At 57.9% G+C, this 26,005-nt stretch carries 23 protein-coding genes and 1 pseudogene; 12 read left to right on the top strand and 12 right to left on the bottom strand.

Features of this window, described 5'->3' with window-relative positions; translation table 11 throughout:
* Window positions 1-64 precede the first annotated feature (64 nt).
* Window positions 65-1,204 carry a porin gene (locus tag E5X34_RS09310; RefSeq protein ID WP_127213822.1) on the top strand — a complete coding sequence of 380 codons (1,140 nt, stop codon included), beginning with the start codon at window positions 65-67 and terminating at the stop codon, window positions 1,202-1,204.
* Window positions 1,205-1,686: 482 nt separating this feature from the next.
* On the opposite strand, the gene E5X34_RS09305 is transcribed toward E5X34_RS09310, so the two are convergent.
* The 12 genes and pseudogenes from E5X34_RS09305 to E5X34_RS09250 form a co-directional block, all read right to left on the bottom strand.
* Window positions 1,687-3,558: an acyltransferase family protein gene (locus E5X34_RS09305; protein ID WP_127213821.1), complete on the bottom strand. Its 1,872-nt coding sequence runs from the start codon at window positions 3,556-3,558 to the stop codon at window positions 1,687-1,689.
* 83 nt (window positions 3,559-3,641) lie between these two features.
* Complete coding sequence (locus E5X34_RS09300; RefSeq protein WP_063169261.1) at window positions 3,642-4,202, bottom strand: CpaD family pilus assembly lipoprotein; 561 nt, start codon at window positions 4,200-4,202, stop codon at window positions 3,642-3,644.
* 12 nt (window positions 4,203-4,214) lie between these two features.
* Window positions 4,215-5,636, bottom strand: coding sequence for a type II and III secretion system protein family protein (locus tag E5X34_RS09295; RefSeq protein WP_063170365.1), 1,422 nt, complete (start codon window positions 5,634-5,636; stop codon window positions 4,215-4,217).
* Between the two features lie 71 nt (window positions 5,637-5,707).
* A complete protein-coding gene (locus E5X34_RS09290) occupies window positions 5,708-6,394 on the bottom strand; it encodes a response regulator transcription factor (protein ID WP_063169262.1) in 687 nt (228 codons plus the stop codon).
* Between the two features lie 805 nt (window positions 6,395-7,199).
* Window positions 7,200-7,368 (bottom strand): annotated as a pseudogene (locus E5X34_RS09285) (transposase); the annotation flags it as partial.
* Between the two features lie 714 nt (window positions 7,369-8,082).
* On the bottom strand, window positions 8,083-9,117 hold the full coding sequence (gene tdh, locus E5X34_RS09280; protein WP_063169264.1) for an L-threonine 3-dehydrogenase: 1,035 nt from the start codon (window positions 9,115-9,117) through the stop codon (window positions 8,083-8,085).
* A gap of 65 nt (window positions 9,118-9,182) precedes the next feature.
* Entirely contained in the window at window positions 9,183-10,196 is a 1,014-nt protein-coding gene (locus E5X34_RS09275; RefSeq protein WP_063170366.1) for an adenosine kinase, read from the bottom strand.
* Window positions 10,197-10,296: 100 nt separating this feature from the next.
* Window positions 10,297-11,472 carry a methionine adenosyltransferase gene (gene metK / locus E5X34_RS09270; protein ID WP_063169265.1) on the bottom strand — a complete coding sequence of 392 codons (1,176 nt, stop codon included), beginning with the start codon at window positions 11,470-11,472 and terminating at the stop codon, window positions 10,297-10,299.
* A gap of 57 nt (window positions 11,473-11,529) precedes the next feature.
* Window positions 11,530-12,867 (bottom strand): serine hydroxymethyltransferase, encoded by a 1,338-nt coding sequence (glyA, locus tag E5X34_RS09265; RefSeq protein WP_063169266.1) that lies wholly within the window; start codon window positions 12,865-12,867, stop codon window positions 11,530-11,532.
* A 37-nt stretch (window positions 12,868-12,904) separates the two neighbouring features.
* Entirely contained in the window at window positions 12,905-13,249 is a 345-nt protein-coding gene (locus E5X34_RS09260; RefSeq protein ID WP_082826567.1) for a helix-turn-helix domain-containing protein, read from the bottom strand.
* A 1,056-nt stretch (window positions 13,250-14,305) separates the two neighbouring features.
* Window positions 14,306-16,240: an HrpF/NolX family T3SS translocon protein gene (locus tag E5X34_RS09255; protein WP_024505366.1), complete on the bottom strand. Its 1,935-nt coding sequence runs from the start codon at window positions 16,238-16,240 to the stop codon at window positions 14,306-14,308.
* Between the two features lie 301 nt (window positions 16,241-16,541).
* A complete protein-coding gene (locus E5X34_RS09250; RefSeq protein WP_024505367.1) occupies window positions 16,542-17,240 on the bottom strand; it encodes a secretin N-terminal domain-containing protein in 699 nt (232 codons plus the stop codon).
* A 187-nt stretch (window positions 17,241-17,427) separates the two neighbouring features.
* Between E5X34_RS09250 and E5X34_RS09245 the strand changes: the two genes are divergently transcribed.
* The 11 genes from E5X34_RS09245 to E5X34_RS09195 all read left to right on the top strand — a co-directional run bounded on the left by E5X34_RS09245 (window position 17,428) and on the right by E5X34_RS09195 (window position 25,819).
* Complete coding sequence (locus E5X34_RS09245; RefSeq protein ID WP_024505368.1) at window positions 17,428-17,937, top strand: nodulation protein NolB; 510 nt, start codon at window positions 17,428-17,430, stop codon at window positions 17,935-17,937.
* A 36-nt stretch (window positions 17,938-17,973) separates the two neighbouring features.
* Window positions 17,974-18,810, top strand: a complete 837-nt coding sequence (gene sctJ / locus E5X34_RS09240; RefSeq protein ID WP_272483026.1) for a type III secretion system inner membrane ring lipoprotein SctJ — start codon at window positions 17,974-17,976, stop codon at window positions 18,808-18,810.
* A complete protein-coding gene (locus E5X34_RS09235) occupies window positions 18,755-19,441 on the top strand; it encodes a nodulation protein NolU (RefSeq protein WP_210326671.1) in 687 nt (228 codons plus the stop codon). Before sctJ ends, E5X34_RS09235 begins: the two co-directional genes overlap by 56 nt.
* On the top strand, window positions 19,438-20,061 hold the full coding sequence (gene sctL / locus E5X34_RS09230; RefSeq protein ID WP_024505371.1) for a type III secretion system stator protein SctL: 624 nt from the start codon (window positions 19,438-19,440) through the stop codon (window positions 20,059-20,061). Before E5X34_RS09235 ends, sctL begins: the two co-directional genes overlap by 4 nt.
* Complete coding sequence (sctN, locus tag E5X34_RS09225; protein ID WP_063169268.1) at window positions 20,058-21,416, top strand: type III secretion system ATPase SctN; 1,359 nt, start codon at window positions 20,058-20,060, stop codon at window positions 21,414-21,416. Before sctL ends, sctN begins: the two co-directional genes overlap by 4 nt.
* Entirely contained in the window at window positions 21,392-21,904 is a 513-nt protein-coding gene (locus E5X34_RS09220) for a hypothetical protein (RefSeq protein ID WP_063169269.1), read from the top strand. Before sctN ends, E5X34_RS09220 begins: the two co-directional genes overlap by 25 nt.
* A gap of 89 nt (window positions 21,905-21,993) precedes the next feature.
* Window positions 21,994-23,022: a type III secretion system cytoplasmic ring protein SctQ gene (gene sctQ / locus E5X34_RS09215; protein ID WP_095769044.1), complete on the top strand. Its 1,029-nt coding sequence runs from the start codon at window positions 21,994-21,996 to the stop codon at window positions 23,020-23,022.
* A complete protein-coding gene (sctR, locus tag E5X34_RS09210; RefSeq protein WP_029354851.1) occupies window positions 23,015-23,680 on the top strand; it encodes a type III secretion system export apparatus subunit SctR in 666 nt (221 codons plus the stop codon). The genes sctQ and sctR overlap by 8 nt, the downstream gene beginning before the upstream one ends.
* A 2-nt stretch (window positions 23,681-23,682) precedes the next feature.
* A complete protein-coding gene (locus E5X34_RS09205; protein WP_024505375.1) occupies window positions 23,683-23,958 on the top strand; it encodes an EscS/YscS/HrcS family type III secretion system export apparatus protein in 276 nt (91 codons plus the stop codon).
* Between the two features lie 8 nt (window positions 23,959-23,966).
* Window positions 23,967-24,785: a type III secretion system export apparatus subunit SctT gene (sctT, locus tag E5X34_RS09200; RefSeq protein WP_292563309.1), complete on the top strand. Its 819-nt coding sequence runs from the start codon at window positions 23,967-23,969 to the stop codon at window positions 24,783-24,785.
* Complete coding sequence (locus E5X34_RS09195) at window positions 24,782-25,819, top strand: EscU/YscU/HrcU family type III secretion system export apparatus switch protein (RefSeq protein ID WP_024505377.1); 1,038 nt, start codon at window positions 24,782-24,784, stop codon at window positions 25,817-25,819. The genes sctT and E5X34_RS09195 overlap by 4 nt, the downstream gene beginning before the upstream one ends.
* The last annotated feature ends 186 nt before the right edge of the window (window positions 25,820-26,005 follow it).

Below are 26,005 nucleotides of genomic sequence, written 5' to 3'. Positions count from 1 at the left end.
AAATTTAGAGGAAAAGCTTGCTCTTTCGCCTCTATCCTTTTTATTCCTTCATGGAGATCTAGACATGTACATCAAGAGTCCTCTTCTCGGCTTAACTGCTCTGATGACCATTTCCGTCGGTCGAGCAGCTGGCGCCGAGCGGGAACCGGCCGAGTACATCAAGATCTGCGACGTCCTCGGCTCGGGATATTCCTATATTCCCAACACCGAGACCTGCCTGCGCATCGGCGGCTATGTCCGTTACGATATCGGCCTGGGTGACGTCCGATCGTATGACAGCGCAAGAACCTCGGACGTGAGAACTGGCGAGGACCAAGGCACTTGGCGAAACAGCACACGCTTCACGTTCAAAACTTGGACCGGCCAGCAGACCGAGCTCGGCGCGTTGACGACCTATACCGAAACCCAGGTGAATTTTGGCAACAGCGCTAACTCGCATGACAGTCCTCAGAACTATGATTTCAACAGCGGCCTCGCACTGGCTTCTGCCTGGGTCGAGCTGGGAGGCCTGCGAGTTGGCAAGGAGGGGTCGGCCTTCGATACGTTTGCAAGCTACGCTGGCAACGTTCTCGATAGTATGCTCGTTCCGTCGGCCGGCTTCGACACCAACGTGGCTCAGTACCACTTCGACGCCGGCAACGGCATTTCGACTGTGATTTCGCTCGAACAAGGATCGGGCTCAGCCGGTACTATCGACAGCTATATTCCGCACGTTGTCGCCGGCTTGAAATACACGCAAGGCTGGGGCTCGATCACCGGCGTCGCGGCTTATGACAGCAATTACGAAGCTTTTGCCGGCAAGATCCGCGTCGACGTCGCTGTCACAAACCAGCTGTCGCTGTTTGGACTCTTCGGCTACGGTTCCAATGCCAGTCTCAACGAGGACTCAAACGGCGCAATTGCCAATCATGGGCGCGGCTCGTACAAAATCTGGAACGGCCAGTGGGCTTTCTGGGCGGGCGCCACCTACGAGTTTGACGAGAAAACTTCGTTCAACCTTCAGGTCTCGGGTGATCAGCTCAAGGATGCTGGTGTGGCTGCAAACGTCGCCTACATGGTCGTTCCCGGCTTCACGGTCACAGCCGAGGTCGATTACGACCACTACGGCAACTCTGGCCTCGGCCCTGCCGAGCCTACCGCCGTCAAGGGCACGAGCAAGCCGAACAGCGTCGGCGGCATTCTCCGCTTACAAGGCTCATTTTGAAATCTCTCCAGTCGCGAGCATGGCAAAGGCACTTGCCTCGACAACGCACGCATGGAGAGCTTCGTTCGCCATCTTGAAGTCTGCATCGACCGTCCACGGCCCATCGTACCAACTAGAAACTGAAAGTTATGAGCCCTGTGTACTACACCTAGCCCTTGACCTGCCCGATGAACCGGCCAGGGGCCGTCAGTTCAAATTCGGGGCCGTTTAGAGGGCAGTGTGAGGCCGTGTTAGGTAAGCGCCACTGCAATGTCGAGGCCGCGACACGCCTGTCGCTTTGGACGGCTGGAATTGCCCTTCGCGGCGCCATTCATTCTCTCAACATTTACGTGATAATGCACGCTGAGTCCGAGCCGCGTGGCAGCACCCATCCTAGGTCACTATCGGGGGGCCTTAAACCTGAACAGCTCCATCGTCGCGGCTGCTGCGGAAGCAGGAGCTATCACTGGGACCCGTACTGGTGCTTGTCAGCCGCTGAGCCGCTACTTCGTCTTAGGAAGAGCATTGTCCTTGCCAAAAGCCGGCCAGTATTTCGAGATTGCCAGTGTGGCGCCGGCTGAAGAGAAATGACCATAGTCGAAATATAAAAACTCTCCTCTATCGAAATAGGCGCAGCGTCCTGCGCTGCACAGGAATTTCAGCGGATCGATGAATGTGGCGCCTTTGGTAAATGAGCGCACACGTTCGTTGACGTCGGGGTCCATCGCGATCGGCCAGGACGTATCGTCCAGATTTTGGCGCTTGGCGAAGAACGCAATTTTCCGGACGTCAGTTGGGAACTGCGGAGACTGGCCGATGACAAACACGCGCACGCCCAGGGCACGAAGCGTAGCGATTGTTTGCTGAAGACCGTCGAAACCTCTGACCTCATAGTCACTCCATCTACCGCTGAGGATAACCGTCTTGATGTCCGCTTCCAAGATGACGTCCAAGGCCTTGCGATTGAACCGGACACAATCAAGACGATCGTACGGGTAGTAATAGAGTATCGGCGCGCAGCTGGCGTACGTATATTCAACGATGTTCGCCTGCAATCGATTTATGTTAGCACCCAAGCCGGAAACATAGTGCGCGGCGAAGGAGTCGCCCCACAAAAAAACCGTTGTTGGAAAACCGCTGGTGCGCGTGCAATCCTCCATATTCCAGCTTTCGATCCGGCTGGTGCCCTCGTTGAAACAGATGCCATTCCTCCAGTCCCCGACGGAAATGCGCCGCTGGACATAGTCCGGAAACCGTTGCGGAAAGCCGTTGCCGAGCGCCCCCGCCGCTCCGCCGGCACAAAGGACAACGATCGCGAGCGCTGAAAAGGCGAAGATAGGCCCCGGGGAGGTGAAGGCCCTCTTCTGTCGAAACGGCTGCTCTACAAACTTCCAGGAGAATGCAGCCAATGCGAGGCTTGCCACCAACATCGCACCGGTCATCAACGGATCGAGTTTTTGGAACGAAAGATAGTGCGCGAACGCATTGAGAGGCCAGTGAACAAGATACAACGAATACGAGATGAGCCCAATCCAGACCAGCGGCCTGACTTCGAGCATGCGGGTGGCGACCGTCGAGGGGGTATTTTGGCCAACATAGATCAGAAGGGCCGTTCCGATGCATGGATACAAGGCGTTGTAGCCTGGGAACGGATCACTCGCCGAAATCGCGAAGAACCCGATGGCGAGAAGGCCAAATCCGGCCACCCCCACCGACTCCATCAGGAATCGGTTGCCCAGCGGCGAGGGGCATTTGAGCATGAGCAGGGCGCCCAACATGAGTTCCCAGATTCGGGTCGGCAGCAGATAGAATCCGGCGGTGGGTGCCAGCGATGTCGCCATCACCGCCACTACGAAGCTGCAGAGAATTATCGGAAGAAGTGTCGTCAGCCAGCGCTTCCCGATGTAGCGATAGATTAGGAACATCAGGATTGGTGCGAAGATGTAGTACTGCTCCGCTACGGAAAGCGGCCAAGTGTGCAACAGTGGTAGAAGCGCGGCATCGATAGAGAAGTAACTTGACGTTTTCCAGAAGAAAACGTTCGACCAGAAGGTCGAGGTAGCTATGATGCTAAGACTGAATCCGCGCAGATCCGGTGGCAGAAGAATGAACAATGCCGCAATGCAGGTGAGAAGCATCACAAAGACGAGCGCCGGCAGAATGCGCCGGGCACGGCGCCAGTAGAAGTTGACGATGGAAAATTGGCCGCGTTCAAGGTCATCCAGGAGGCTTCCGCTGGTTAGGTAGCCGGAGATGACGAAGAAGATATCGACCCCGCTAAAGCCACCCGGGATCGCCGAAATTCCGAAATGAAAGAGTACGACCGGAAGTACAGCAACGGCCCTAAGGCCCTCGATATAGCGCCTATATTGCATCCAGCGGTTCCTTTTATTTTAGATCAGGACGCGATTGGAAGCTTTCAATCTCCGGTAGGAGTGCTGCCGAGATAAGGGCGGTATCAGCCACCTTTATCCGTCCCGAATGTTCTGTAAGTTGCAACTGGTACAGAAGCACGATCGCCATCGCCGGCCTTGACGGCCTGATTGTCGAGCAGATCGCGCGGATCGTTGACCATCACGGCCAGGTTATGTCCTGTCGAACAACCAAGCGGCTGTTTGAAGGATTCTTCATTGGGTAAGGCACCATATGAGGGACAGACCGGCGGACGGGCGTGATAGACAATCGCCTCAATTCGCACTGAGCCGGCGTCGTGTTGATCGCGCAATTGAATGTTGTCTTCTTCGATTGCCAACTGCCTGGCCTGATGGGCTACCCCTGCGCTGAGCTGGGGCGAACCGCTGATGAGGAGGTGGATGGCATCGAACCGGCCGCGACTGGCCTTGTCTAGGAAAACACGCAAACGCTGCCGTTCGGAAGCGCGCAGGCTTTGCAACGTCAGGACGGTGGTCTCCTCTCGGACAAGCATTGGTGCCGATGGTTCGACATCAACTGGCGTAGTGCTTGTGCAGCCACTTACGCTTGGTGCCAGAGCGACAAAGAGGATTATAAAACGCAACATCTTTGGATGACACTATTCGATGATGAAGCCGAGACCGCCCTGGGCGCTTGGCGCGCCCGCACGGATAGCAGCGCGGTCTCGCGGGGGACTTGTCACGGAATTCGTCGGAGCGCCCCCTCCGTTCAAAGCCGGTGCCGCCCGCTCGGTCGGTGCGCTCATCTGGTTTGGGTTGGAGCCTGGTCTTACAATGTAAGGCGTAACTAGAATGACCAGTTCTGACTCCTCTTTTTGAAACGAGGTCGAGCGAAAAAGCGGTCCCAGGATCGCCAGTTCTCCGAGCCAGGGAAAGGCCCTGACATCATTGTTGACGTTCCGCCTGATTAGACCGCCGATTGCGAAGCTCTGGCCGCTGGCGAGTTCGACGACCGTATCGGCTCGGCGCGTGGAAACTGCCGGCACGGAAATTCCGTTGATTTGCACGGCACCTTGCGTCGACAGTTCACTGACTTCGGGCGTTACGTGAATGTTGATTTGATTGTTGCTGAGAACTGTCGGCACAAATTCCAGACTGACGCCGAAGTGACGGAATTCAACCGATACCTGCCTGTTTTCCTGCAGGACAGGAATGGGAAATTCGCCGCCCGCGAGAAAGCTGGCCTTTTCACCCGACATAGCGGTGAGGTTCGGCTCAGCCAGGACGGAAGCTATATGCTCCTTGGCGAGCGCGTCGAGAACCGCGCTGACGTTGACGGCACCGTTGTCGAATCCGATTTCTGCTGTACCGCCACCCTGGGTTGAACCAGACCCAGCGCTTGCAGCGCTTCCGCTTAGAACGCCCACTTTGAAATTGCCGATTTGACCGAAGGCGGACAAGTTGACGCCGAGTGACTTCATGGCGCTGCGTGAGACTTCGGCTACGCGCACGCTGAGGTTAACTTGCAGGGATCCAGCGACCTTGATGTTGTTGACGACTTGCGCTCCGTCGCCCAGATATTGCTCAGTGACTCTTTTTGCGGTGTCGGCGACCTCTGCGTCGGGCGCCGTCCCGCTAAGGATTGCGCCGCGCGGCGTATAGTTGACGCGGATGGGATAGTCGCCGACCTGCTCCCGCAACATGGCGCGTAAATCCCCGATCGGTTGCGTGACAACGATACGCAATTCGGCGAGAGGCTCGCCATTGCCATCCAAGGCGAATAGGCTGGTCCGCCCCGATTTCTTGCCAAAGACGAAGATTGTTTTGCTCGATGGCGCCTGAAAATCCGCGATCGTGGGGTCAGCAACAAAGATGGTCGTGGCTGGCCCGGGCAGATGAACGGTCTCCCCGAGCGAAGAGGAAAGGGTCAGCGTGGCGTTGATGCTATTCGAAGCCGCATGCGGCGGGCCTTTGTCCTGCTTGTTTTGCGCCGCGACACCAAGTGGGAAAGTCACAATAAGCGCGCAGAGGAGATGGCCCAGGTAACGGGGCACTGCAGGTCTTGTAACCTTGTTGGCGATCGCCCGCCAATTGAGCGCAGCGCAAGGATGTTGAAGGATCAGCAAAATAGATCTTCTTTCGATTCGACAAACTATGCGGACGAGGCGTCAGTCAATTCTAGGATGTAACCAATGCCTCGGATGGTCTTGATCCGTGGCGTTGCACCTGATCTGGTCAGATGTCCCCGTAAACGATAAATTCCGACTTCAAGCGCGTTGGCAGACACGTCGTCGTTGAATGAATAGAGGTGATCTTCCAATTGCGCACGGGGCACGATGCGGCCTGCCCGGTTAAGCAGGTGCTCTAGAACACAGAGTTCGCGACGTGCGATCATCATTGGGTGCCCATCAACGAAAACCTGGCGGGCGACCGGATCAAAGTCGAGATTGCCAAATACGAGCCTCAGGTCGGTCATCTGTGTCGCCCGGCGCAGAATGGCTCTCATTCTGGCAATAAGCTCATCGGTAGAGATGGGTTTGAGCAGAAAGTCGTCCGCACCACCGTTGAAGATCGCAATTCGCTTATCGAGATCGTTAAGGCTGCTCATAATGACGGCAGGAACTGAATGCCCGTGGGTCCTCAACTGCCTCAGCCAACCCAAGCCATCGCCATCTGGCAGAGCCAATTCCAGCAGGAGAATTTCATAGCTGGCGCAAGAAAATGCACTCGAAGCCAGTTCCAGAGTACCAACGACATCAACGACGAAGCCGCCATCCCCGAGCGCAAGTCGCATGGCGCGCGCAAGATCCGCATGATGATCCACGAGCAGCGTTCGCATTTCATCTCCTCTCGAAGAGGGACGGCCCATCGAACGCGTCACCGGCGGCCATCTGATCGGAGCACACGGCGCGCAACTCGTCGCAGCTCTCGGAACTGGTCCGAGTCGGAGGGACATGCAAGTCGCTCGGTGGCAATAGGCGCGGGTGAGGACCAACTGACGGGCTCAAATACGCCGGTCGGCGAACCCACGAGGCCAGCAACCCGCGTGCGATTTCTCGTTGCATCATCTCTCCTACGTGCAGCCCCTGCGCTCGCAAGGCAGCGTCGCGGCTCAGAGCCCGATTCCCACAGAGGGTAGGGTTAGCTTTCGAGAAACTGATTGAACAAATCGATTATTTGGATCGAATGCATCCACGGTATGGATGCAGCGCACCATCTTCAACGACTGCGGCGTCCTGATGCACTGTTGTGTCTGTCGTGCTCTGCTTTTTTCGCTGTCCTTCAAGGCTGGCGAGCCTGGTGGAACCTGCGCGTCATTGGCTTGGTAGCTTGAATGCTCAACAACGGAGCGCCCTGCGCAAAGCCGCTCTCATTTCCAAAAAGCCTTGCAATCTGGTTGGAGCACTTCGCGCTCGACACCAAAATAGGCGAGGAAAACTGACGTCTGACAGGGATGTACATGCAACAGCCGATTTGCGGCACCAGCAAACGACCGCGTTCAGGCTGAAGATCGACGACCAACGGCTCCTCGATTTCCGCACTTTTACAAGCTCTTCCTGTGCGGGCGGATGCCGGCAAACAGCAGCACAGGGTCAGCGAAACCGGGAGCGGGCCTGCTTGATCGCCATGATCACATTGCCGCTGTCGCGCGTGCGGAGCGGAATGCAATCGGTCCAGCCGGCGGCAATCCGGTCAGCACCATCGTCTGCACGAAGCTCCCTGACGAAGACGTGCCCGAATGCGCTCAACAAAGCCGGGCGGCGGATCTTTCCAATCGCCGAAGGTGCGGGCTGGCACCGAGCGGCGAACTGCGAACTCATTCCTGCCCGGCGGCGCTGGCCGCCGCGAGCGTCGATGCGGACCCAGCCGCTCCGAATCCTCCCACAACACGATGAGCGCGTCGCGGACATCGCTGCCGTAACAGCGGCTGCGGCTCTTGCCCGCAGACGGCCTCTGCTCACGACGGTTCATAAGACGGATCGCGCGCTTGCGAATAATAGCCGGTTACCGCCTCGAACTCATCCAGAATGCGCCGCTTGTCAACGCCGCAATAAAGCTCCACGATCGCCGCTTCACCGTGTCGCCATGCTGAGCCGCGCCATCCTTCCCCCGAACCGGAATGGCACGACCTGTCCATCCCCTTTGGAACAGGACACTATTGGTAACATTTTGCTTGAGGCAATGCGGCTCGTTGCCTTCCTTTTCGCTGACCGGAAGGGTACCGGAAGTCGTCTATCGCATCTTACCCGCTGAAAGCGGCAACACCTCGACCTCAATCGCAGATCATAGGAAATAGACGATCGCGTCGGGGCCTCAGCATCGGTTCACCGGGTTTCCGTCATCGACTGAAGCGAATTGCCCCATCGACCGTCACCGGGTGGGCCGCGATACGTCGCCGTATATGATTAGCGAGCGCACGTAGCGGAGCCATAGCTCTCCACCCAGCCATGTTCCCCTAGTTGGAAAATGTCCGGCGGACCAGAGGTGCTGTCGTCAGCTTTTCCTGAATAGCGGCCAAGGCAATCCCTACCAGTCCATCACCACCTTGCCGGAACTGCCGCTCTTCATCGCATCGAAACCGATCTGAAAATCGTCGATGCCGATGCGGTGGGTGATCAGGCCGGAGACATCCAGCGGACCCTGCACAAGCGCGATCATCTTGTACCAGGTTTCGAACATCTCGCGGCCGTAGATGCCTTTGAGATGCAGCATCTTGAAGATGACCTTGTTCCAGTCGATCTCGAAGCCGGTCGGCGCGATGCCCAGAATGGCGATCTTGCCGCCATTGTTCATGGTGTCGATCATGTCGCGGAAAGCGGGGGCGGCGCCTGACATTTCGAGGCCGACGTCGAACCCCTCGGTCATGCCGAGCACCGGCATGACGTCGCGCAGCTTCTCCTTCGAGGCGTCGACGACATGCTGGACGCCGAGTTTCTTGGCTAGCGCCAGCCGCACCGGGTTGATGTCAGTGATGACCACTTTGCGCGCGCCGACGCATTGGGCGACGAGCGCGCCCATGATGCCGATCGGCCCGGCGCCAGTCACCAGCACGTCCTCGCCGACCAGATCGAAGGACAATGCGGTGTGGACGGCATTGCCCAAGGGATCGAAGATCGCGGCAATCTCATCGGGCACATCGTCGGGGATCGGCACGACATTGTGCTGCGGGATCGCCAGATACTCGCCGAAGGCGCCTGGACGGTTGACGCCGACGCCGAGCGTGTTGCGGCACAGATGCCCTCGCCCGGCGCGACAGTTGCGGCAATGGCCGCAGACGATGTGGCCTTCGCCCGATACACGCTGGCCGACCTTGTATTCGGTGACCGCTGCGCCGAAATCGGCAACGGTGCCGACGAATTCATGGCCCGTCACCATCGGCACCGGCACGGTCTTTTGCGCCCACTGGTCCCAATTGTAGATGTGCACGTCGGTGCCGCAGATCGCCGTCTTCTTGATCTTGATCAGCACGTCGTTGGGGCCGATTTCCGGCACCGGCACCTCTTCCATCCAGATGCCCGGTTCGGCCTTGGCCTTCACAAGCGCCTTCATCATGTTCGACATCAGGATTTCCCTATTCCGTGATTGCGCTTCTGGCGAGATAGCCTGCACAACGGGAAGGTAGGCCACTAACTCGTTTGAACGTCCGGAATGGTCAGCCCCGCCTGCTCAGCCTCGCGGCGCAAATTCTGACGGGGCCTGGGGCCGATCTGCTGGATCACCAATCCGGCTGCCAGTGAGCCAAGGTCGCCGCAAGTCTGCAGGTCGCGGCCTTGCGTGTAGCCATGCAGGAAGCCGGCGGCATAGAGATCGCCGGCGCCCGTCGTGTCGACCAGTTCCTTGATGGCGGTCGCCTTGATCACCACGGTCTCGTCGCCGCGCACGATCACCGAGCCTTTTTCCGAGCGGGTGACGGCGGCGATCCGGCAATCCTTGCGGATCTGGGCCAGCGCCTCGTCGAACGACGATGTCTGGTAGAGCGACTTGATCTCGTGGCTGTTGGCAAAGACGATGTCGACCGTGCCCGAGCGCACCAGGTCGAGGAATTCGTCGCGGTAGCGGTCGACGCAGAACGAATCCGACAGCGTCATCGACACTTCTCGGCCTGCCGCGTGCGCCAGCTTCGCCGTCTGGCGGATTGCCTCCTTGGCGCGCGGCGGGTCCCACAGATAGCCTTCGAAATAGGTGACCTTGGCGCCGGACGCCTTGTCGGCTTCGACATCCTCAGGGCCAAGCTCGACGCAGGCGCCGAGATAGGTGTTCATCGAGCGCTCGCCGTCGGGCGTGACGAAGATCATCGAGCGCGCCGTCGGCGGCTCACCCTTGAGCGGCGTGGTGCCGAAGGCGACGCCCTGCGCATGGATGTCGTGGGCGTAGATTTCGCCCAGCGCATCGTTGGAGACCTTGCCGAAGAAGGCCGCGCGGCCGCCAAAGCTGGCGACGCCGGCCGCCGTGTTGCCGGCGCTGCCGCCGGACGCTTCGATCGCCGGGCCCATGCGGCTGTAGAGCAGTTCGGCGCGTTGTGTGTCGATGAGGTTCATCGCGCCCTTGATGATGCCGTTGGTCTCGAGGAATTCCTCGTCGCACTGGGCGATGATGTCGACAATGGCATTGCCGATGCAAAGCACGTCATAATCCGGCATCAAAATCTCCGCCAAAACCCGAGCCGGCTTCTTGCCACGCCGGCCGGGCGTGGTCTCGCGAGTTGAAATGGGTTGCCGCATGCGCTTGATCCAGCCGCCCTCACGCAGCTGCCGGTCCGGCTTCACGCAGCAAATCGTCAGCTTTGTCCGTCTTCTCCCAAGTGAACTCAGGCTCTTCACGCCCGAAGTGTCCGTATGTCGCCGTCTTGCGGTATATCGGCCGTAAGAGATCAAGCATCTTGATGATGCCTTTCGGTCGGAGATTGAAAACCTCGAGAACAAGGCGCTCGATCCTTTTTTCCTCGATCCTTGCGGTTCCGAAGGTATTGACCATGACAGAAACCGGACTGGCCACGCCGATCGCGTAGGCAAGCTGAACCTCGCAGACCTCCGCAAGGCCGCTGGCAACGATGTTCTTCGCGACATACCGGGCGGCATAGGCCGCCGAGCGGTCAACCTTGGATGGGTCCTTGCCCGAAAAGGCACCGCCGCCGTGACGCCCGGTCCCACCGTAGGAATCGACGATGATCTTCCGTCCTGTGAGGCCGCAGTCGCCGGCAGGCCCACCGACCACGAACCGCCCTGTTGGGTTGACCAGAAATCTGATCCCCGAAGTATCCAGGTGGGCCGGCAGGACCGGTTTTATGATCTCCTCAATGACGCCTTCGCGGACCGTGGCTTGTGAGACCGCTTCGTCATGCTGCGTTGACAGGACTATGGTATCCAGCGCCACCGGGCGGAGCCCTTCGTAGCGTACCGACACTTGAGATTTCACGTCCGGACGCAGCCAGCCAAGCTGTCCCGCTTTCCGGACCTCGGCCTGTCTTTTCGTCAAATGGTGAGCGAGTTGGATCGGCAGGGGCATCAATGTATCCGTCTCGTTGCATGCGAATCCAAACATGATGCCCTGATCCCCTGCCCCTTGCCCGAGATCCTGCCCTCGTCCTTCATCAACGCCCTGGCTTATGTCGGGCGACTGCTCGGTGAGGGCCAGAACGACGGCGCAACGTCGACCATCAAAGCCAATCGCATCATCGTCGTAGCCAATATCGAGTATCGTATCGCGGGCGACTTGGCTGTAATCGATGTGGGCATGGCTGGTGATCTCGCCAGCCACAACGACCATCCCCGTCTTCACCAACACTTCACAGGCGACGCGCGCCTTCGGATCGGTGCGCAGGACCGCATCGAGAATGGCATCGGAGATGTTGTCTGCCATCTTATCGGGGTGTCCCGCGCCGACGGATTCGGAAGAGAACACGAACTGCCTGGTCATAAAAATGCCCTCGCTTCAAGTGCTGGAGTTAGTGAGGAGTTTCTGGATTGGGGTGGCTTATCGGTCGGGGATGCCGGGAACATCGAACGCAGTGCAGAAGTCGGCAACGTCTCTTCGTACGCTCGCATGAACTTCCTGGTCATCGGGCTGGCGGCAGACCGAGTCGATGAAAGCGGCGATCTGCACCATCTCCGTTTCGCGCATGCCCATGGACGTCACCGCTGGTGTCCCTAAGCGGATGCCGCTTGTCAGCGCCGGATGCCGCCGGTCGCCCGGGACCATATTGAAATTCGCAATGATGCCTGCACGCGATAAGCGCTCCGCATAGGCTTTGCCTGACAGCGACCGGTCCCGAAGATCAAGGATCAGCATGTGATTGTCAGTGCCCCCGGTGACGAGTTCATAACCTCGCTCCAGAAGTGCCTGGGCCAGAGCCTTGGCGTTGTGGACGATCTGCTGACCGTAGACACGAAAGGACGAGTTCGCTGCTTCCTGCAAAGCGACGGCAAGCGCGGCGATAGTATTCATATGCGGTCCGCCTTGCAGAAGAGGGAACACGGCGCGGTCTATACGTTTGGCCAGATTGTGTTTGCTCTTCGGATGATGGAGGGGCTGATAACGGTCTTCATTCCTTGATAAAATGAAGCCACCCCGGGGACCGCGGATCGACTTGTGAGAGGTGCTGGTGACCACATCGCAATGGGACACGGGGTTCGGATGCACTCCTGCGACAACCAGGCCGCAGATGTGGGCGATGTCAGCCACCAGATACGAGTTCACCTCCGAAGCAATTTCGGCCATTGCCGCGTAGTCAAAAATACGCGGATAAGCAGTTCCGCCGACCCAAATTAGCTTCGGGCGTTCCCGCTTGGCGGTCTCGCGCAAGTGGTCATAGTCAATTTGCTGTGTCTTTTCGTGCAGCCTGTACGGGACGCGCTGATAATCGCTGCCGGAAAAATTGACGGACCAACCGTGAGTCAGATGGCCGCCTTCGGGTAAAGGCAAGCCCATGACTTTGTCACGGGGGCTCAAAAGCGCGCGATAGACAGCCTGGTTGGCTGGCGAGCCTGAATAAGGCTGGACGTTGGCATGTTCACTGCCAAATAGCGCTTTCAGGCGCTCGATCGCGAGGGTCTCAAGCTCATCGACGATCTCGTTTCCGGCGTAGTAGCGCGCACCGGGGTATCCCTCGGCATACTTGTTGGTGAAAATCGACCCGGTCGCTTCCAACACCGCCGAGGAGGCAAAGTTCTCGGAGGCGATCAGTTTGAGAGTTGTCCGCTCCTGACGCTCCTGTCTTAGAAGCAGTTCGTGAACGCGGGAGTCGACGGCGGCTAAGTGAGGCCGCCCGTAAGTGTCGGGCTGCGCGATGGCGCCGCCGGCGGAGTTATCCATGGTAGTCGCGCTCCATTTGGACTGATCTATTTCACGATCAAGCAGGCGGTCCCTTCAACCGCGCGTCTTGTATTGCTTCCAGGCGTTGTAGGTCTCTTTTATGATGGCCATCATCGTGGGGCAGGAGATCGACCACCAATTGAGCCAGCTCGCCATCCTTGCCTCCTGCTTGCATATGGTACGAAGACTGCGGACGTTGTTCGTTGCAGCAAAGAAAGTTGGCTCTGACCAGCCGCCGAACGTGGCGTCGAACCTGCTCGCGAGGCAGACCGGTAATATCGGCCAGCTCGCCGACGGTTAGATCCGCATGCGCGCAAAGGCCCAGGATTCGAAGGCGATCAAGATGCGCTGCCGTCCTTAGGCGATTTACCAGTGTCAACATTGGTTAGCATCAACCCGGACGGGATGCAGCAAGCCGCTAGCCCTTCTATCCCCATCAATCCGCATGAGACCTCTCTCGTCATTTGCTGTAAATCCGCTGGTATGGATGCTAATGGAAGATAGATCACAGTCCTTTCTACGACTAAGACGCCAGATATTGGGGCTAATGTACCACCTGACAGGAGACTACACTCACGAACATTATGTGAATTTTTTTTAACGTTGCTGAGAATCAAGGGGGAGGTTTGGCGAATGTCTCGCCGTCGACTGTCGAATCCTGCCCGACGGGATTATAGGGTGCGTAGCCTGCTTGTCCTTTCCACATGACCAGCGACGATGGGGCGAAGGCGGCAGACATAGCTCTGGAGCATGCTGCGGTATCTTTGGCCTGAAGCCGAGGAAGGCGGACCGTGGCTTCCGCGCCGCTGCCGGGAGCCCGCGAACAGGCCAAGTGGATCAGCCGGGTGTTGCCGTCATAGAGCGTGAGACCCAAAGCTGGCCAGCCGCGCCCTGAGGCTGACGCACCGCTCAGCGTCCACCTTGCTCTCGAAGCCCATCGGCATAGCGCCGATAACGACTTGACCGCGTGCGTGTCGACGAGCGATCGGTGAGCGCAAGGATCGAGGGTGCAGTGCAGGATAATGCTGTTTTAAATCAGCGCTGTTTTCAGCCGACTGCCTTGAGCGTGGCACGAGGATATAGGCCCAAGGCAGGAGATCATCGTCTGCTGTTCGGGAGGCCGCCCTGGGCGCGCGACAGCCGTTCCTTCGGCTGCGCCGCTCCGCCACCATCCGCGCCGTGCCTTCCGGAGACCATTCCCGCTACCGGCCGGCGCCCGTGAAAACCTCGACCCGGCGCACCGGCTCGAGATGGCTGGGCTCAGCGTAACTCTGAAGTCGTCATATACCGAAGTCTTCACAGACTTCGGACATCCCCCTCACAGTCCGATCCAGATGGCGTCAGGAACACCGCTTGCGTTGATGCGGATGAACCCCTGCTTGTGCCACAATGACCCTTATGTCAGCGCGCGAGCCAAAGCTTCCGCGCAAGGCGACGGCTAGGATAAGGCAATGCCGACGAAGGGCACATTGCTTGCCACACTCTGGAATGATGGCATGCTCGGAAGGCCTAGGCTTTGCTCAGGGCCGCCTGCAAGGCGCGCTTTGAGGTTATTCACATAGCCTTCTGCGTAGTCCTGCGCCGTCGAGACCGAAAGATCAATGCCTGCCGCCAAGGCCTCTTCCATCAGGTGCTTTACGAGCCCATTTCGAATGGCCAGCTTGACCTCGGGGCCTGCGATAAGGCCGATCGCCTGCGCGGCCATATTGAGGCCAGCTTCCTCCAGCGCTCGCTTCATATCGCCTCCGTTAATGGCCGTACGCAGGAGATTGGCTGCTTGCGACTCAGCCTCGAGAACCATCGAGGCAAGATCGGCTACTTGTCCGAGGCCCGGAATGAAGCTGAGCAGTCCCACCGCCGTTGCCGCCAAGTCGAGCACTTTCGTCTCGATTTTGAGCACGGAGTCGACGACGTGCATGACGGCCCCGCCGTTCTTTTTGGCTGACTTAATGTCAGGCTGGTCCATCAGGCCCATCTTCATGTCCGCGACGGCATTCTGCTCTTCTGCGGTTTGGGCGCCGTGGGTGATTGGCTGCTGAACGTTGCGGTTCGCAGACGACATGTTTGTGCAAAAATGGGCAAAGTCTTTTTTGCTGATATTGCCGGAATCAACCGTATGCCCGCCGCCAAAGTCGAAGAATTTATGATGGGTCTTATAGCCCGTGATCGAATTGTTCAGGAGGCCAAACAAAAGAGGATCTGAAAGGAGCTGAGAGGCTGCTTCCCGCACTTTCGGATCAAGGCTCTTGTCGTCTTTCATTTTCGCCAGTTTGTCGCGAGTCAGAACACCGCTTCCAAAGAACGTGTCCTGATGGTCCTTGATCATCTCGACCGTATTCAGCTCAGTTTGCGTGAGGCTCATCGACGATGAGGCGACTTGCAGGAAATCCTCTTTGTGCATCTTCCCTTTCGAGCCACCGCACAACTGGTTCCAAGCATCGGGGTGATCGAGGAAATATTGCGCCGCCGCAATGACCTGGGGCGGAAATTTGCCGTTTTTCGATTCGCCGCCGACCATTTTCTTGAACTCATCCAGACTCAGGTCCTTGGACAGATTTTCGGAGTACCGGTAAAACTCCCGCAAGGCATCGCTCAAGGTCATGACCGAAGGCTGCAAACCTCCGCTGCCGTCGGATGGTATGTAGTTCTGCTCGTAGCTTCGCGCTTGGGCTTCCTGAAATGCAGCAACTTGTGGGTGGTGGTTTGAAAATCCGGCCAAGTCCTTGGCGTTGATCTTGCCTCCACAGCGGCCGTCGCCCTGCGAGCCAATCGCATAAAAAAGTCCCGAATCCTGCTGCAGTCCCTGGATCGCCGCTTTCAGATCCGGTGGCGTAGAGGGATCATTGGCTTTGTCGGTCAACGACTTCCAAGTAAGCGGGCATTGGTCCTTGTGACGGTTGAGTACCGCAACAATCTGCAACTCAGCCGTGGTCAGCGACCCACCGTTCCACGTGATTCCGGGGCTCGGCCTGGGAGCCGGCTCGATCTTCGGAGTGACGCCGAGCAGATGTTGGGCTTCAGTCGCCTTGGAGCGTTGCGATTGGTCCTCCTTGAGAGCCGCCCTCATATTTGGCGGCAGCAGATCCAGTGGGTGTTGCTCCAAGCCATTCAATGTCAAGACATCCGGTGCCAGATGGCCCAAAGGGTCCTGCCGCAATTTATCCATTGTCGAATCAAGATTCGACGCTGGCAGATCCCCTTGCGCGAAAGAGCCGGGCTTGTCTGCCAGCACACAAGTGGACAGCATCGCTTCGAAGCACGATGCACTTTGCTGATGCTGGGTCGCAAAATGGGAAACTTTCAGGCCCGGCCAACCCCTTGCGGACTGTAGCGAATTTGAGCGGTAGAAAGTTGAAAGATTACTGGCCGACATTATGCATCCTCAGACGTGACGTTGAAATCCCCACAAGAGACCCCGACAGAAGATCCCTTGCGTTTCACAAAATTCGACAATTCCAAGCGTCGGCAGGTCACGAATGCGCCTGCCCTGCCTTCAATTGCTGTGTTCCGGGCCGGCTCCAAGGTTCGGTCCAACACAATGGCCGGAGTCACCGCGAGAGCTGCCGGGACTCATCATGAGCGGATTAGCTTTCGAGAAACTGACGAGTTTGCGAAGAGTTCACAAAGGGGTAGCCGCAGTCATGTTCTTCAGAGCTGCGGGAAATCCTCAATGTTCATTTCTTGCCCAGCTCAGGCTTCCCGCCAACGCTATCCTGTTGTGGGATGTCAGAAGAATAAGAAGCATCCGGTCGTCCGTCGCGAACGACCGTAGTGGAGGAGCCGCGAAACAAGATCAGCACTGATTCCTTTGGCGTTGCCGCTATGTGAGTCTGCGCCTGCGCCTGCGCCACCAAGCCGTTAAAGGTCTGCTCCACGAGTGCGACGAAGCGCGGTGGACCGGAAACGAAGACGAGGCCATTGCCTGGCACGGGTTTGACCACATAGCGCTCGTCGGAGATATCAAGCTTGTCGAGAGCCCCCTTGAACGCATCGAAGCGAATCGACGTCATCAAAAGCATTCGAGTTTGCGATTCTTGTGCAGCAGACACATAGAGCACAAGGCCGTCATAGTACCATTGTAGACCGTAAAGGTTCGTCAAGCGGTCGAGGAACGCGCGCGGTGGCAAATCAGGCATACGTCCGCGAATTCGCCCCTTCACCGCAGGACTGATGTTGACCCTGATATTCAGGTTGTTGCCGAATTCCTGCAACGCTGCAGCGAGCTCCTGATCCAGAACCGTGTATCTATAGGGTGTCGCCGGAAGGGACAGCGGGACTGCATGCGCCGGGTGAATCCCGGTGGACAGAAAAAACCCGGCACAAAGAAGTCTCAAAACATGCAGGGTGACGGGTTGGATAAGCGTTCTCGGCATGTCGCACTGATAAACCAAACGCTGAAATCATCACAAGTGACTAAATTGCCGAAGAGATTTTAGATTGTCGAAATGACGCCGCCGTTAGTCAGCTTGTTGTCAGCTTGCCCCCCTAGGAGTGTTGCGCCGACACCGGGTGATGAATGGGCGGGGCTCGCCCGGTCAGAGAGAGCAACCGAGTCCTTACATGATGATGCCTGTCACGTCGATCTCTGCCACTCTAACGGCTGGCCTCCCCAGGGTCGGATCACCGTCGATTGTCGAGCAGGCCCAGTTTGAGCGCGCCTTAGGGCATGCAGCCGACTCGCTGAAAAACGATGCCGCCGCGGGGCCAGCGAGTGCGGCGCCAGTTGCTGCGGCGATGGATGTTCAGCGCGCGGCTGCGCCGACGAGCGGCATGGGCGATCGCGTGTTGCAGACGATTTCCTCCCTATATCCACACAACACTGTTTCCTTCCCCGCGCTCGACCATGACATAGCCCTTTCGAAGGGCGCTCTACCGGGACCGGCGCAGAAGCTTCCCGTTCCAGGTGAGGCGGGAACCGGAATCTCGGGCATTCCCCAACAAGGGCAAGACTTCGAAACGATGATGGCTGGTCTTCGGGATGTTTACAACGGCGTCACCCAGGTGGCGCTTATCTCCAAAGGCGTCAGCGGCGTCACATCATCCGTGAATAAACTTTTGAAGGAAGGCTGAACCGCGCGCATGATTGGCTTGGCCGAGGGCGAAATCATGCGTGGCCTGTCAGGGTGGCGGTCGGTTAGACTTGTCATGCTGCCAGTTCTCGTCGCCCTCACTGCTTGCAAAGCCGACCTCTACACGCAATTGCAAGAGCGTGAGGCAAATGAAATGCTCGCACTTCTTGAAGACAACGGGGTCGCCGCGATCCGGGTGGTCGCCAAGGATGGAACCAGCACGATCCAGGTTGACGAAAAGCTGCTCGCCTTCTCAATCAACCTTCTGAACGCCAAGGGGCTGCCGCGCCAATCCTTCAAGAACCTCGGTGAGATATTCCAAGGATCAGGCCTGATTGCCTCGCCGACCGAAGAGCGTGCCCGTTACGTGTATGCCCTGAGCGAAGAGTTGTCGCGGACGATCAGCGATATCGATGGCGTTTTTTCTGTACGTGTTCACGTCGTGCTGCCGCATAACGACCTTGTGCGAGCCGGTGCCACGCCATCCTCGGCCTCGGTGTTTATCAGGCACGACGCAAAAACAAATGTCGCGGCTCTGCTGCCAAAGATAAAGATGCTTGTAGCCGACAGCATCGAAGGCCTGTCCTACGATAAGGTGGAAGTGGTTTTGGTGCCGGTAGAACGTTCCGCACACGAGCAACGGCCCGATCCGACTGCTGTTTTGCCACAAGCATCACTACCTCTTCCTGCGCCACTTCTGGCGACCGTAACAGGTTTTGCCGCAGCCGTATTCGCCGTGGCCTGTTATCTCTTGATCGGCGTTGTTACGCGTCGGCGCAAGCAATCAACCGGCGTTTCCAAGGTCGAGGGGCGCCGGGATGCTTCTGCTGTCGAGGCCATTCGCAAAAGAATGCCTGCAATTGGACGTGGGTGACATCTCATTGCCAATGCCTATACAGACCGCCCGACCTGATGGTCCGCACTTTCCGGGCGCGAGCGAGCTTGCGGCTTCGGCCCATCCAACCCGTCTTGCGGCGCGTCTTGATCCAGCGTTATCGGCCGAAACGTTAGTGAAGTTGCAGAAGTGTTCCAGACTGCATCCAAGGCTGGCAGAATTGCTGGGCAACGATGACGTGGATCTGAACCACATCGGCTGCAGGCCGGACCTTCTACGCGGGCATGATCCATATCGAGCGACCCTTCTTGCTGGTAGTATCTGGCATGCCCGTTCGCTGGTCGCGTTTGTCTCTCAGCCTGAGCTTGCCATCCTTGTTAAACGCATCGGCGTGGATGCACACGCATTCGGAATCCGACACCTGCTGCATGCTGTTGACAAAAGACTGATCTCGGACCCAGAAAAACTCGCTCAGCAAATCGAATACGATGGACACGCATGTCTTGGAGCTTGGCTCCAGGACAGTTCAGCGACCGAGCGTAACCGCGTGCTTCTTCGATTGCCCGAGGGGACTGCCGCGGAGACTCCAGCACATGAGCATTGGACCGCCGCCGGCCAATTGCTTTCACTTGTAGTAGCTCATTTTGAGACAGAGACCCCGGTGAAATGACAGTCGAACTTTCCGAGGGGCCAATAGCGCCGCAGATGCGTCCAGTCGGACCACTGATACCCGCGAGCGAGCTCGAAACCTGGCACAGCGCCGCGCAAGCCCTTGCCGCGGCAGAACGGCATCGGCAGCGCGTTCGAAACTGGGCACGCGCGGTTTACCAGCGGGCGTGGGCGCGCGGCCACATGGAGGGCTCGAATGCAGGCACCGAGGAGATGGCAGGGTTGATTGCGGAGACAATCTCCGAAATCGCGCGACGAAAGGCGGCTCTGGAGCAGGAATTGCCGCAGCTCGTGATGGAAATATTGAGCGATCTTATCGGCGCTTTCGATCCGGGCGAGCTATTGGTGAGGGCTGTTCGTCACGCCATAGAGTGTCAATACAGCGGCGCCGACGTTTGCCTTCATGTTTCTCCCATGCAAGTCGACATGCTTGCACGAGAGTTTGCTCGATGCGACGGCCAGGATGGTCGACCAAGGGTGCGGATCGAGCCCGACCCGACATTGTCGCCGCAACGCTGCGTGCTGTGGAGCGAGTACGGCAATGTTGACCTTGGACTTGACGCCCAGATGCGCGCGCTGCGCCTTGGTTTCGGGACGCTCTGTGAGAAAGGCGAGCTATGAGAAAGCCCGTCCCAGAACATAACGCTGACGCCCACACTCGAGCTCTCGTTCCAGCAATCTCGTCTTTGAGGGCTGCGGCCAAGCGAATTGACACGCGTGCGGTGCGCGGTCGGATCACGCGGGCTATCGGCACACTGGTTCATGCCGTCTTGCCAGACACTCGTATTGGGGAACTTTGCCTCCTAGAGGACCCGCGAACCGGGCTGTCGCTCGAGGCCGAGGTGATCGGCCTGTCGGGTGATGGTGTATTGCTGACACCGATCGGGGACTTGGTGGGCCTATCCAGCCGCGCAGAGGTCGTGGCCACTGGCCGAATGCGTGAGGTGCCCGTCGGCGGCGATTTGCTCGGTCGCGTGATCGACAGTCGTTGCCGCCCATTGGACGGCAAAGGCGAAATCAAGACCGTCGAAACTCGGCCCCTGCATGGCAGAGCCCCCAATCCGATGACGAGGCGCATGATTGAGCGGCCATTCCCGCTTGGGGTCCGTGTCCTCGATGGTCTGCTGACGTGCGGCGAGGGCCAGCGGATCGGGATTTATGGCGAGCCAGGTGGTGGCAAGTCGACGCTGTTGTCACAGATCGTAAAGGGTGCCGCCGCTGACGTCGTCATAGTGGCGCTCATAGGCGAACGTGGACGGGAAGTTCGTGAATTCATCGAAAGGAATCTTGGTGAAGAGGGCCTTCTCCGTACGGTCGTCGTGGTTGAAACATCCGACCGCTCGGCGGTAGAGCGTGCGCAATGCGCTCCAATGGCGACTGCGCTCGCGGAATATTTCCGCGATCAAGGCCTACGCGTTGCTCTCATGCTGGATTCGCTGACGCGCTTCTGCCGCGCTATGCGCGAAATAGGCCTTGCTGCGGGTGAGCCGCCGACGCGACGGGGCTTTCCTCCTTCCGTTTTTGGCATGCTGCCAGGCCTGCTCGAGCGCGCCGGCATGGGTGAGCGGGGCTCAATCACGGCCTTCTATACGGTGCTTGTAGAGGGTGATGGCACGGGTGATCCAATCGCCGAGGAATCGCGTGGTATTCTCGATGGCCATGTCATCCTCTCACGCGCTATTGCGGCGCGATCGCATTTCCCCGCTATTGATGTGCTGCAGAGTCGCAGCCGCGTCATGGATGCAGTCGTTTCGGGGACACATCGCAAGGCAGCATCCATTTTCCGCGAGCTCCTGTCGCGCTATGCCGAGACCGAGTTCTTGATCAATGTTGGCGAATACAAGCCAGGTGGAGATCCCCTGACTGACCGGGCTGTCGCGTCAATCGACGAACTGAGGGAGTTTCTGCGCCAGAGCGAAGATGACGCGTCAGATTTCGAGGAGACGGTCGCATGGATGTCGCGTCTGACCGCGTAAACTGGATTCAGTCTTCGAGTATACGGCTTCTGAAGGAAATGCAAGAGCGTCGTGCCCTTGGCGAGCTGTCCAAGAAGGAAGCCCAGCGCGATGTGGCCGCCTCAGCCGTACAAAATGCCTCTAGGGAGCTTGCAATGATACAGCAACATTGTTCAAGAAAAGAAGCAGCGCTCTATCAGCATCTGATGTCACTCGACAACTTGTCTAGCGCAGCGCTCGACCGTCACCGCCTTCACACTGAACAACTTGCCGCTGAGATCAATTCCAGACGGCAGATGCTTGATGATACCCAAATCGCTCAAGAGGAGGCTGAGATGGCGGCGTCCAGGACGAGGGAGCTATGGGTCATATGTTCGGCGGCAAGGGACAAATGGCAACAAATCGAGGACGACGTGCGGCGCGCCGTCGAGACTCATTCGGAGGCCGCAGCCGAGATCGAGGCCGACGATGAGATACTGCTGAAATATGCGAGGGGGTCGCTTGCCTAAATGCCGCGCAACCGGATCCGACGGTCGCAAGAGGTCGTCCGAATGACACGACCGTGCAGTCTTTGATAGGCGCTGCGGTCACACCCGCCATGTTCGAACCAGTTCTGAAACTGTCCCACACGGTTGTCTCGTGGCTCAATGATACAGCAGCGCCGCGCACGCCGTTTCAAAGCCGGATCAACGAGGTGCCGCTATCGGTGCGAACGGCAGGGCTTGTCTGGCAGCAGGAACCTGCTGCCATTCCGATGCTTGACTGCGTCTGGAGAGTGGGAGCCGAAACGGTCATCTTGTCACTGTCGCGCCCGCTCGTAGAGGAGTTCATCACGACAGTGCAGAACGGCTTGGCCTTCCCTTCCGAGCCAACTGCTTCGCTAATTCTCGAACTCGCTCTGGAGCCGCTTGTCACTCGACTGGAGGAGACGACGCGTCTGAACGTGCAACTCGTGCGGGTATGCGAAGCCACGATGCTGGCTCCTCATCTTGAACTCGACATCATTTTCGGCGCGGTCAAGGGCAAGGGCCGTCTATTCCTGTTCACGCCACTTGACGGCTTAGTACCGCCTGCGTTTCGCGCGCTAGGCGAACTGCTTGCCCAGTTGCCGCGGCAGCTGGGCGGGCTGCCTCCAGAGCTCCCGCTCATTGTTGCAGGAGAGGTCGGCACGCTTCGCCTTCCTGCGGCGCTTCTTCGAAGCGCATGTGTCGGTGATGCATTGTTGCCCGATATTGCGCCGTTCGGCCGCGGCCAGATCACCCTAGCTGTCGGCCAGTTGTGCGCCGAGGCGGATCTTGACGGCGATGAATTAATCTTGCGGGGGCCTTTCCGCCCGCGACCGTGTCCTTTGGAGAGTGCGCATATGACACAACCCGGATCGCAACTGGAGCTTACTAAGGATCTCGACGATGTCGAGATCGTGCTTGTCTTTGAATGCGGCCGCTGGCCTATTTCTCTTGGGGAATTAAGAAGTGCCGGCGAAGGGCATATTTTTGAACTTGGATGGCCGATCGACGGCCCGGTCGACATAGTGGCCAATGGTCAGCGTATCGGGCGTGGCGACATTGTCCGCATCGGAGAAGAGCTGGGCATCAGGCTCCGTGGCGGGTTTGCATGCAATGAGTGAAGCTCAGCCGACAATCCTGGCGCTTCTTGCGGTTACCGCCGGACTCGGTCTGCTGGTTTTAGCAGTTGCCACGACAACGGCCTTTGTAAAGGTATCAATTGTTCTTTTCCTCGTCCGCAATGCGCTCGGGACCCAGACCATACCACCCAATGTGGTGCTGTACGCCGCGGCGATGATCCTCACTATGTTCGTTAGTGCGCCCGTTGCTGAGCAGACCTATGACCGCATGTCGGATCCCAAGCTCCACTATCAGACATTCGACGACTGGGTAAGCGCCGCTAAAGCCGGAAGTGAGCCCTTGCGCGAGCATCTCAAGAAATTCACAAATGAAGAGCAGCGGCGATTTTTCCTATCTTCGACAGAAAAGGTCTGGCCAGAGGAAATGCACGCTGCAGCCACGCCTGATGACTTTGCAATACTTGTACCATCTTTCTTGCTATCAGAATTGAAGCGCGGATTTGAGATAGGATTTCTACTTTATCTGCCTTTTATTGTTATAGATCTGATAGTGACAACTATCTTGATGGCAATGGGTATGTCGATGGTCTCACCAACTGTTATATCTGTCCCGTTCAAGATCTTCTTGTTTGTTGCCATTGATGGTTGGTCAAAATTGATGCATGGGCTTGTGCTGAGTTATACGTTACCGGGAGGCTGATCATCACTGAATCCAGCATCATTACTCTTATGAGCCAATCACTGGTGGTTTTCATGATCTGGATTCTACCGCCGCTCATTGCATCAGTGGTTGTCGGCCTCGTCATCGGCATCCTCCAGGCGGCGACGCAGATCCAGGATGAAAGCTTGCCGCTCACCGTGAAGCTTCTGGTCGTTGTCGCGGTGATTGGGCTGTTTGCTCCTGTGCTAAGCGCCCCGCTCATAGAGCTAGCCGATCAGATCTTCACCGAGTTTCCCGCAATGACACTTAGCTACTAGTCCGCCCCATGGACGCGCCATCGGCCGATATTCAAATTCTGATCCAGACGGCTTTCGAACTCGTCGTTGCGGCAGGTCTTGGGGCAGCCCGCGCGATGGGCATCATGCTGATCTTTCCCGTATTCACACGCTCGCAGATCAGTGGGCTGATCCGGGGCTGTTTGGCTGTTGGCTTCGCACTACCATGCCTGGCACACGTCAGCGGCGGATTGCCGGCGCTGGATCCTGATACGCGCCTGATCCAGCTAACCCTGCTCGGATTCAAGGAAGTTTTTGTCGGTGTACTCCTTGGCACTTTTCTTGGCATTCCGCTTTGGGGCCTTCAGGCTGCCGGGGAGCTTATCGACAACCAACGCGGCATCAGCAGCCCGACCGCTTCGGCCGATCCCGCGACGAACAGTCAGGCTTCCGCGATGGGCGTTTTTCTGGGGATCACTGCGATTGCCATATTCGTCGGATCAGGAGGCCTGGAAACTTTGATCAGTGTCCTGTACCGCAGCTACTTGATCTGGCCGGTGTATCAGTTTCACCCGACACTGAGCGGGCCAGGAGCAATGGAGTTGTTGGGGCTTCTCGACAGCATAATGCGCACGGCATTATTGGTTTCGGGGCCTGTCGTGTTCTTCCTGATACTGATTGATATATCGATGATGCTGCTGCGTCGCTTTGCCCCGCAATTTAAGGCGAGCCAACCGTCTCCGGCAATCAAGAACATTGTCTTTCCAGTTCTCATGGTCACCTACGCTGCCTATCTGGTGGAGAGCATGAAACTGGAGGTCACACGTGCCAACGGCGTGCTGGAGTGGTTCGACAAATTGCTGCCATGAGCGACACAAGTGAAGAGAAGACACACGCCGCCAGCCCGAAGAAGTTAAGTGAAGCGCGCAAAAAAGGACAGCTGCCACGTAGCTCCGATTTCGTCCGCGCGGTCGGGACTTGCGCTGGGCTCGGCTACCTTTGGCTAAGAGGCAGCGTGATCGAGGACAAATGCCGGGAAGCGCTCCTATTAGCCACCAAGTTGCAGAGCCTACCTTTCGATACCGCGGTGCCGCAGGCATTGGTTGTGCTCGTCCAACTCACAGTCGCGGCTGTTGGCCCGCTGCTTGGAACCCTTGTCGCCGCGGTGATTTTGGCCAGCCTGCTAGCCAATGGTGGATTTGTCTTCTCTCTGGAGCCGATGAAGCTCAGCTTTAAGAAAATTGACCCCTTTGAAGGGCTGAAGCGCTTGGGGTCTGCTCGTTCCATGGTCGAAGTCTGCAAGACCATGTTCAAGGTATTGGTTCTCAGCGCAACCTTTTCCATTGTCCTTCTCGGGATGTGGAAGACAATGGTCCCTCTGCCGATCTGCGGCATGGGCTGTGTTGGCCTCATCTTTATGGAGACAAAATTGCTGATGGGAATTGGCGCCGGCGCACTGCTGGTCGGCGGACTGATCGATCTTCTGCTCCAGCGCGCGTTGTATCTGCGCGAAATGCGCATGACCAATACCGAAGTGACGCGCGAGTCGAAGGATCAGCAAGGAGCGCCAGAGTTGAAAGGTGAACAGCGTCGCATCCGCGAGGAGGCGGCCGACGAGCCTGCGCTTGGCGTGCATCGCGCCACGCTGGTCTTAACAGGAAGGGCGGTCCTGATCGGTCTGCGTTACGTTCGCGGTGAAACCGGGGTGCCGTTCTTAGTTTGCCGTGCCGAAGGTGAGCGCGTTTCACATGTGTTGAGCGAGGCGCGGGCACTACGCCTGACGATCGTCCATGACCATGTCTTAGCGCGTCAGCTGATAGGCACTACAAAACTCGGCCACGCGGTTCCTATGCAATATTTCCAGCCTGTCGCGAAAGCATTCTTTGCCGCAGGCTTGGCCTAGTCATGGAAGTCCACGACTGCCCAGTTCAAAACTGACCTGGCTCCATGCTAGTGGCAAATGTCGGCTGGCCATCCGTGCCCCAGTGTCTCTGTCAGGCCAACCGCGCAACCGCGGGCCTGGGGCAATCACTCGTAAGCGGTGTTTCCTGACCACCTTTCGGGAGTGGTCGCGATCTGTGAGGTTGCC

Source organism: Mesorhizobium sp. (genome assembly GCF_004963255.1).
GTDB lineage: Bacteria > Pseudomonadota > Alphaproteobacteria > Rhizobiales > Rhizobiaceae > Mesorhizobium.
This window is presented reverse-complemented; position numbering and strand designations above follow the sequence as displayed.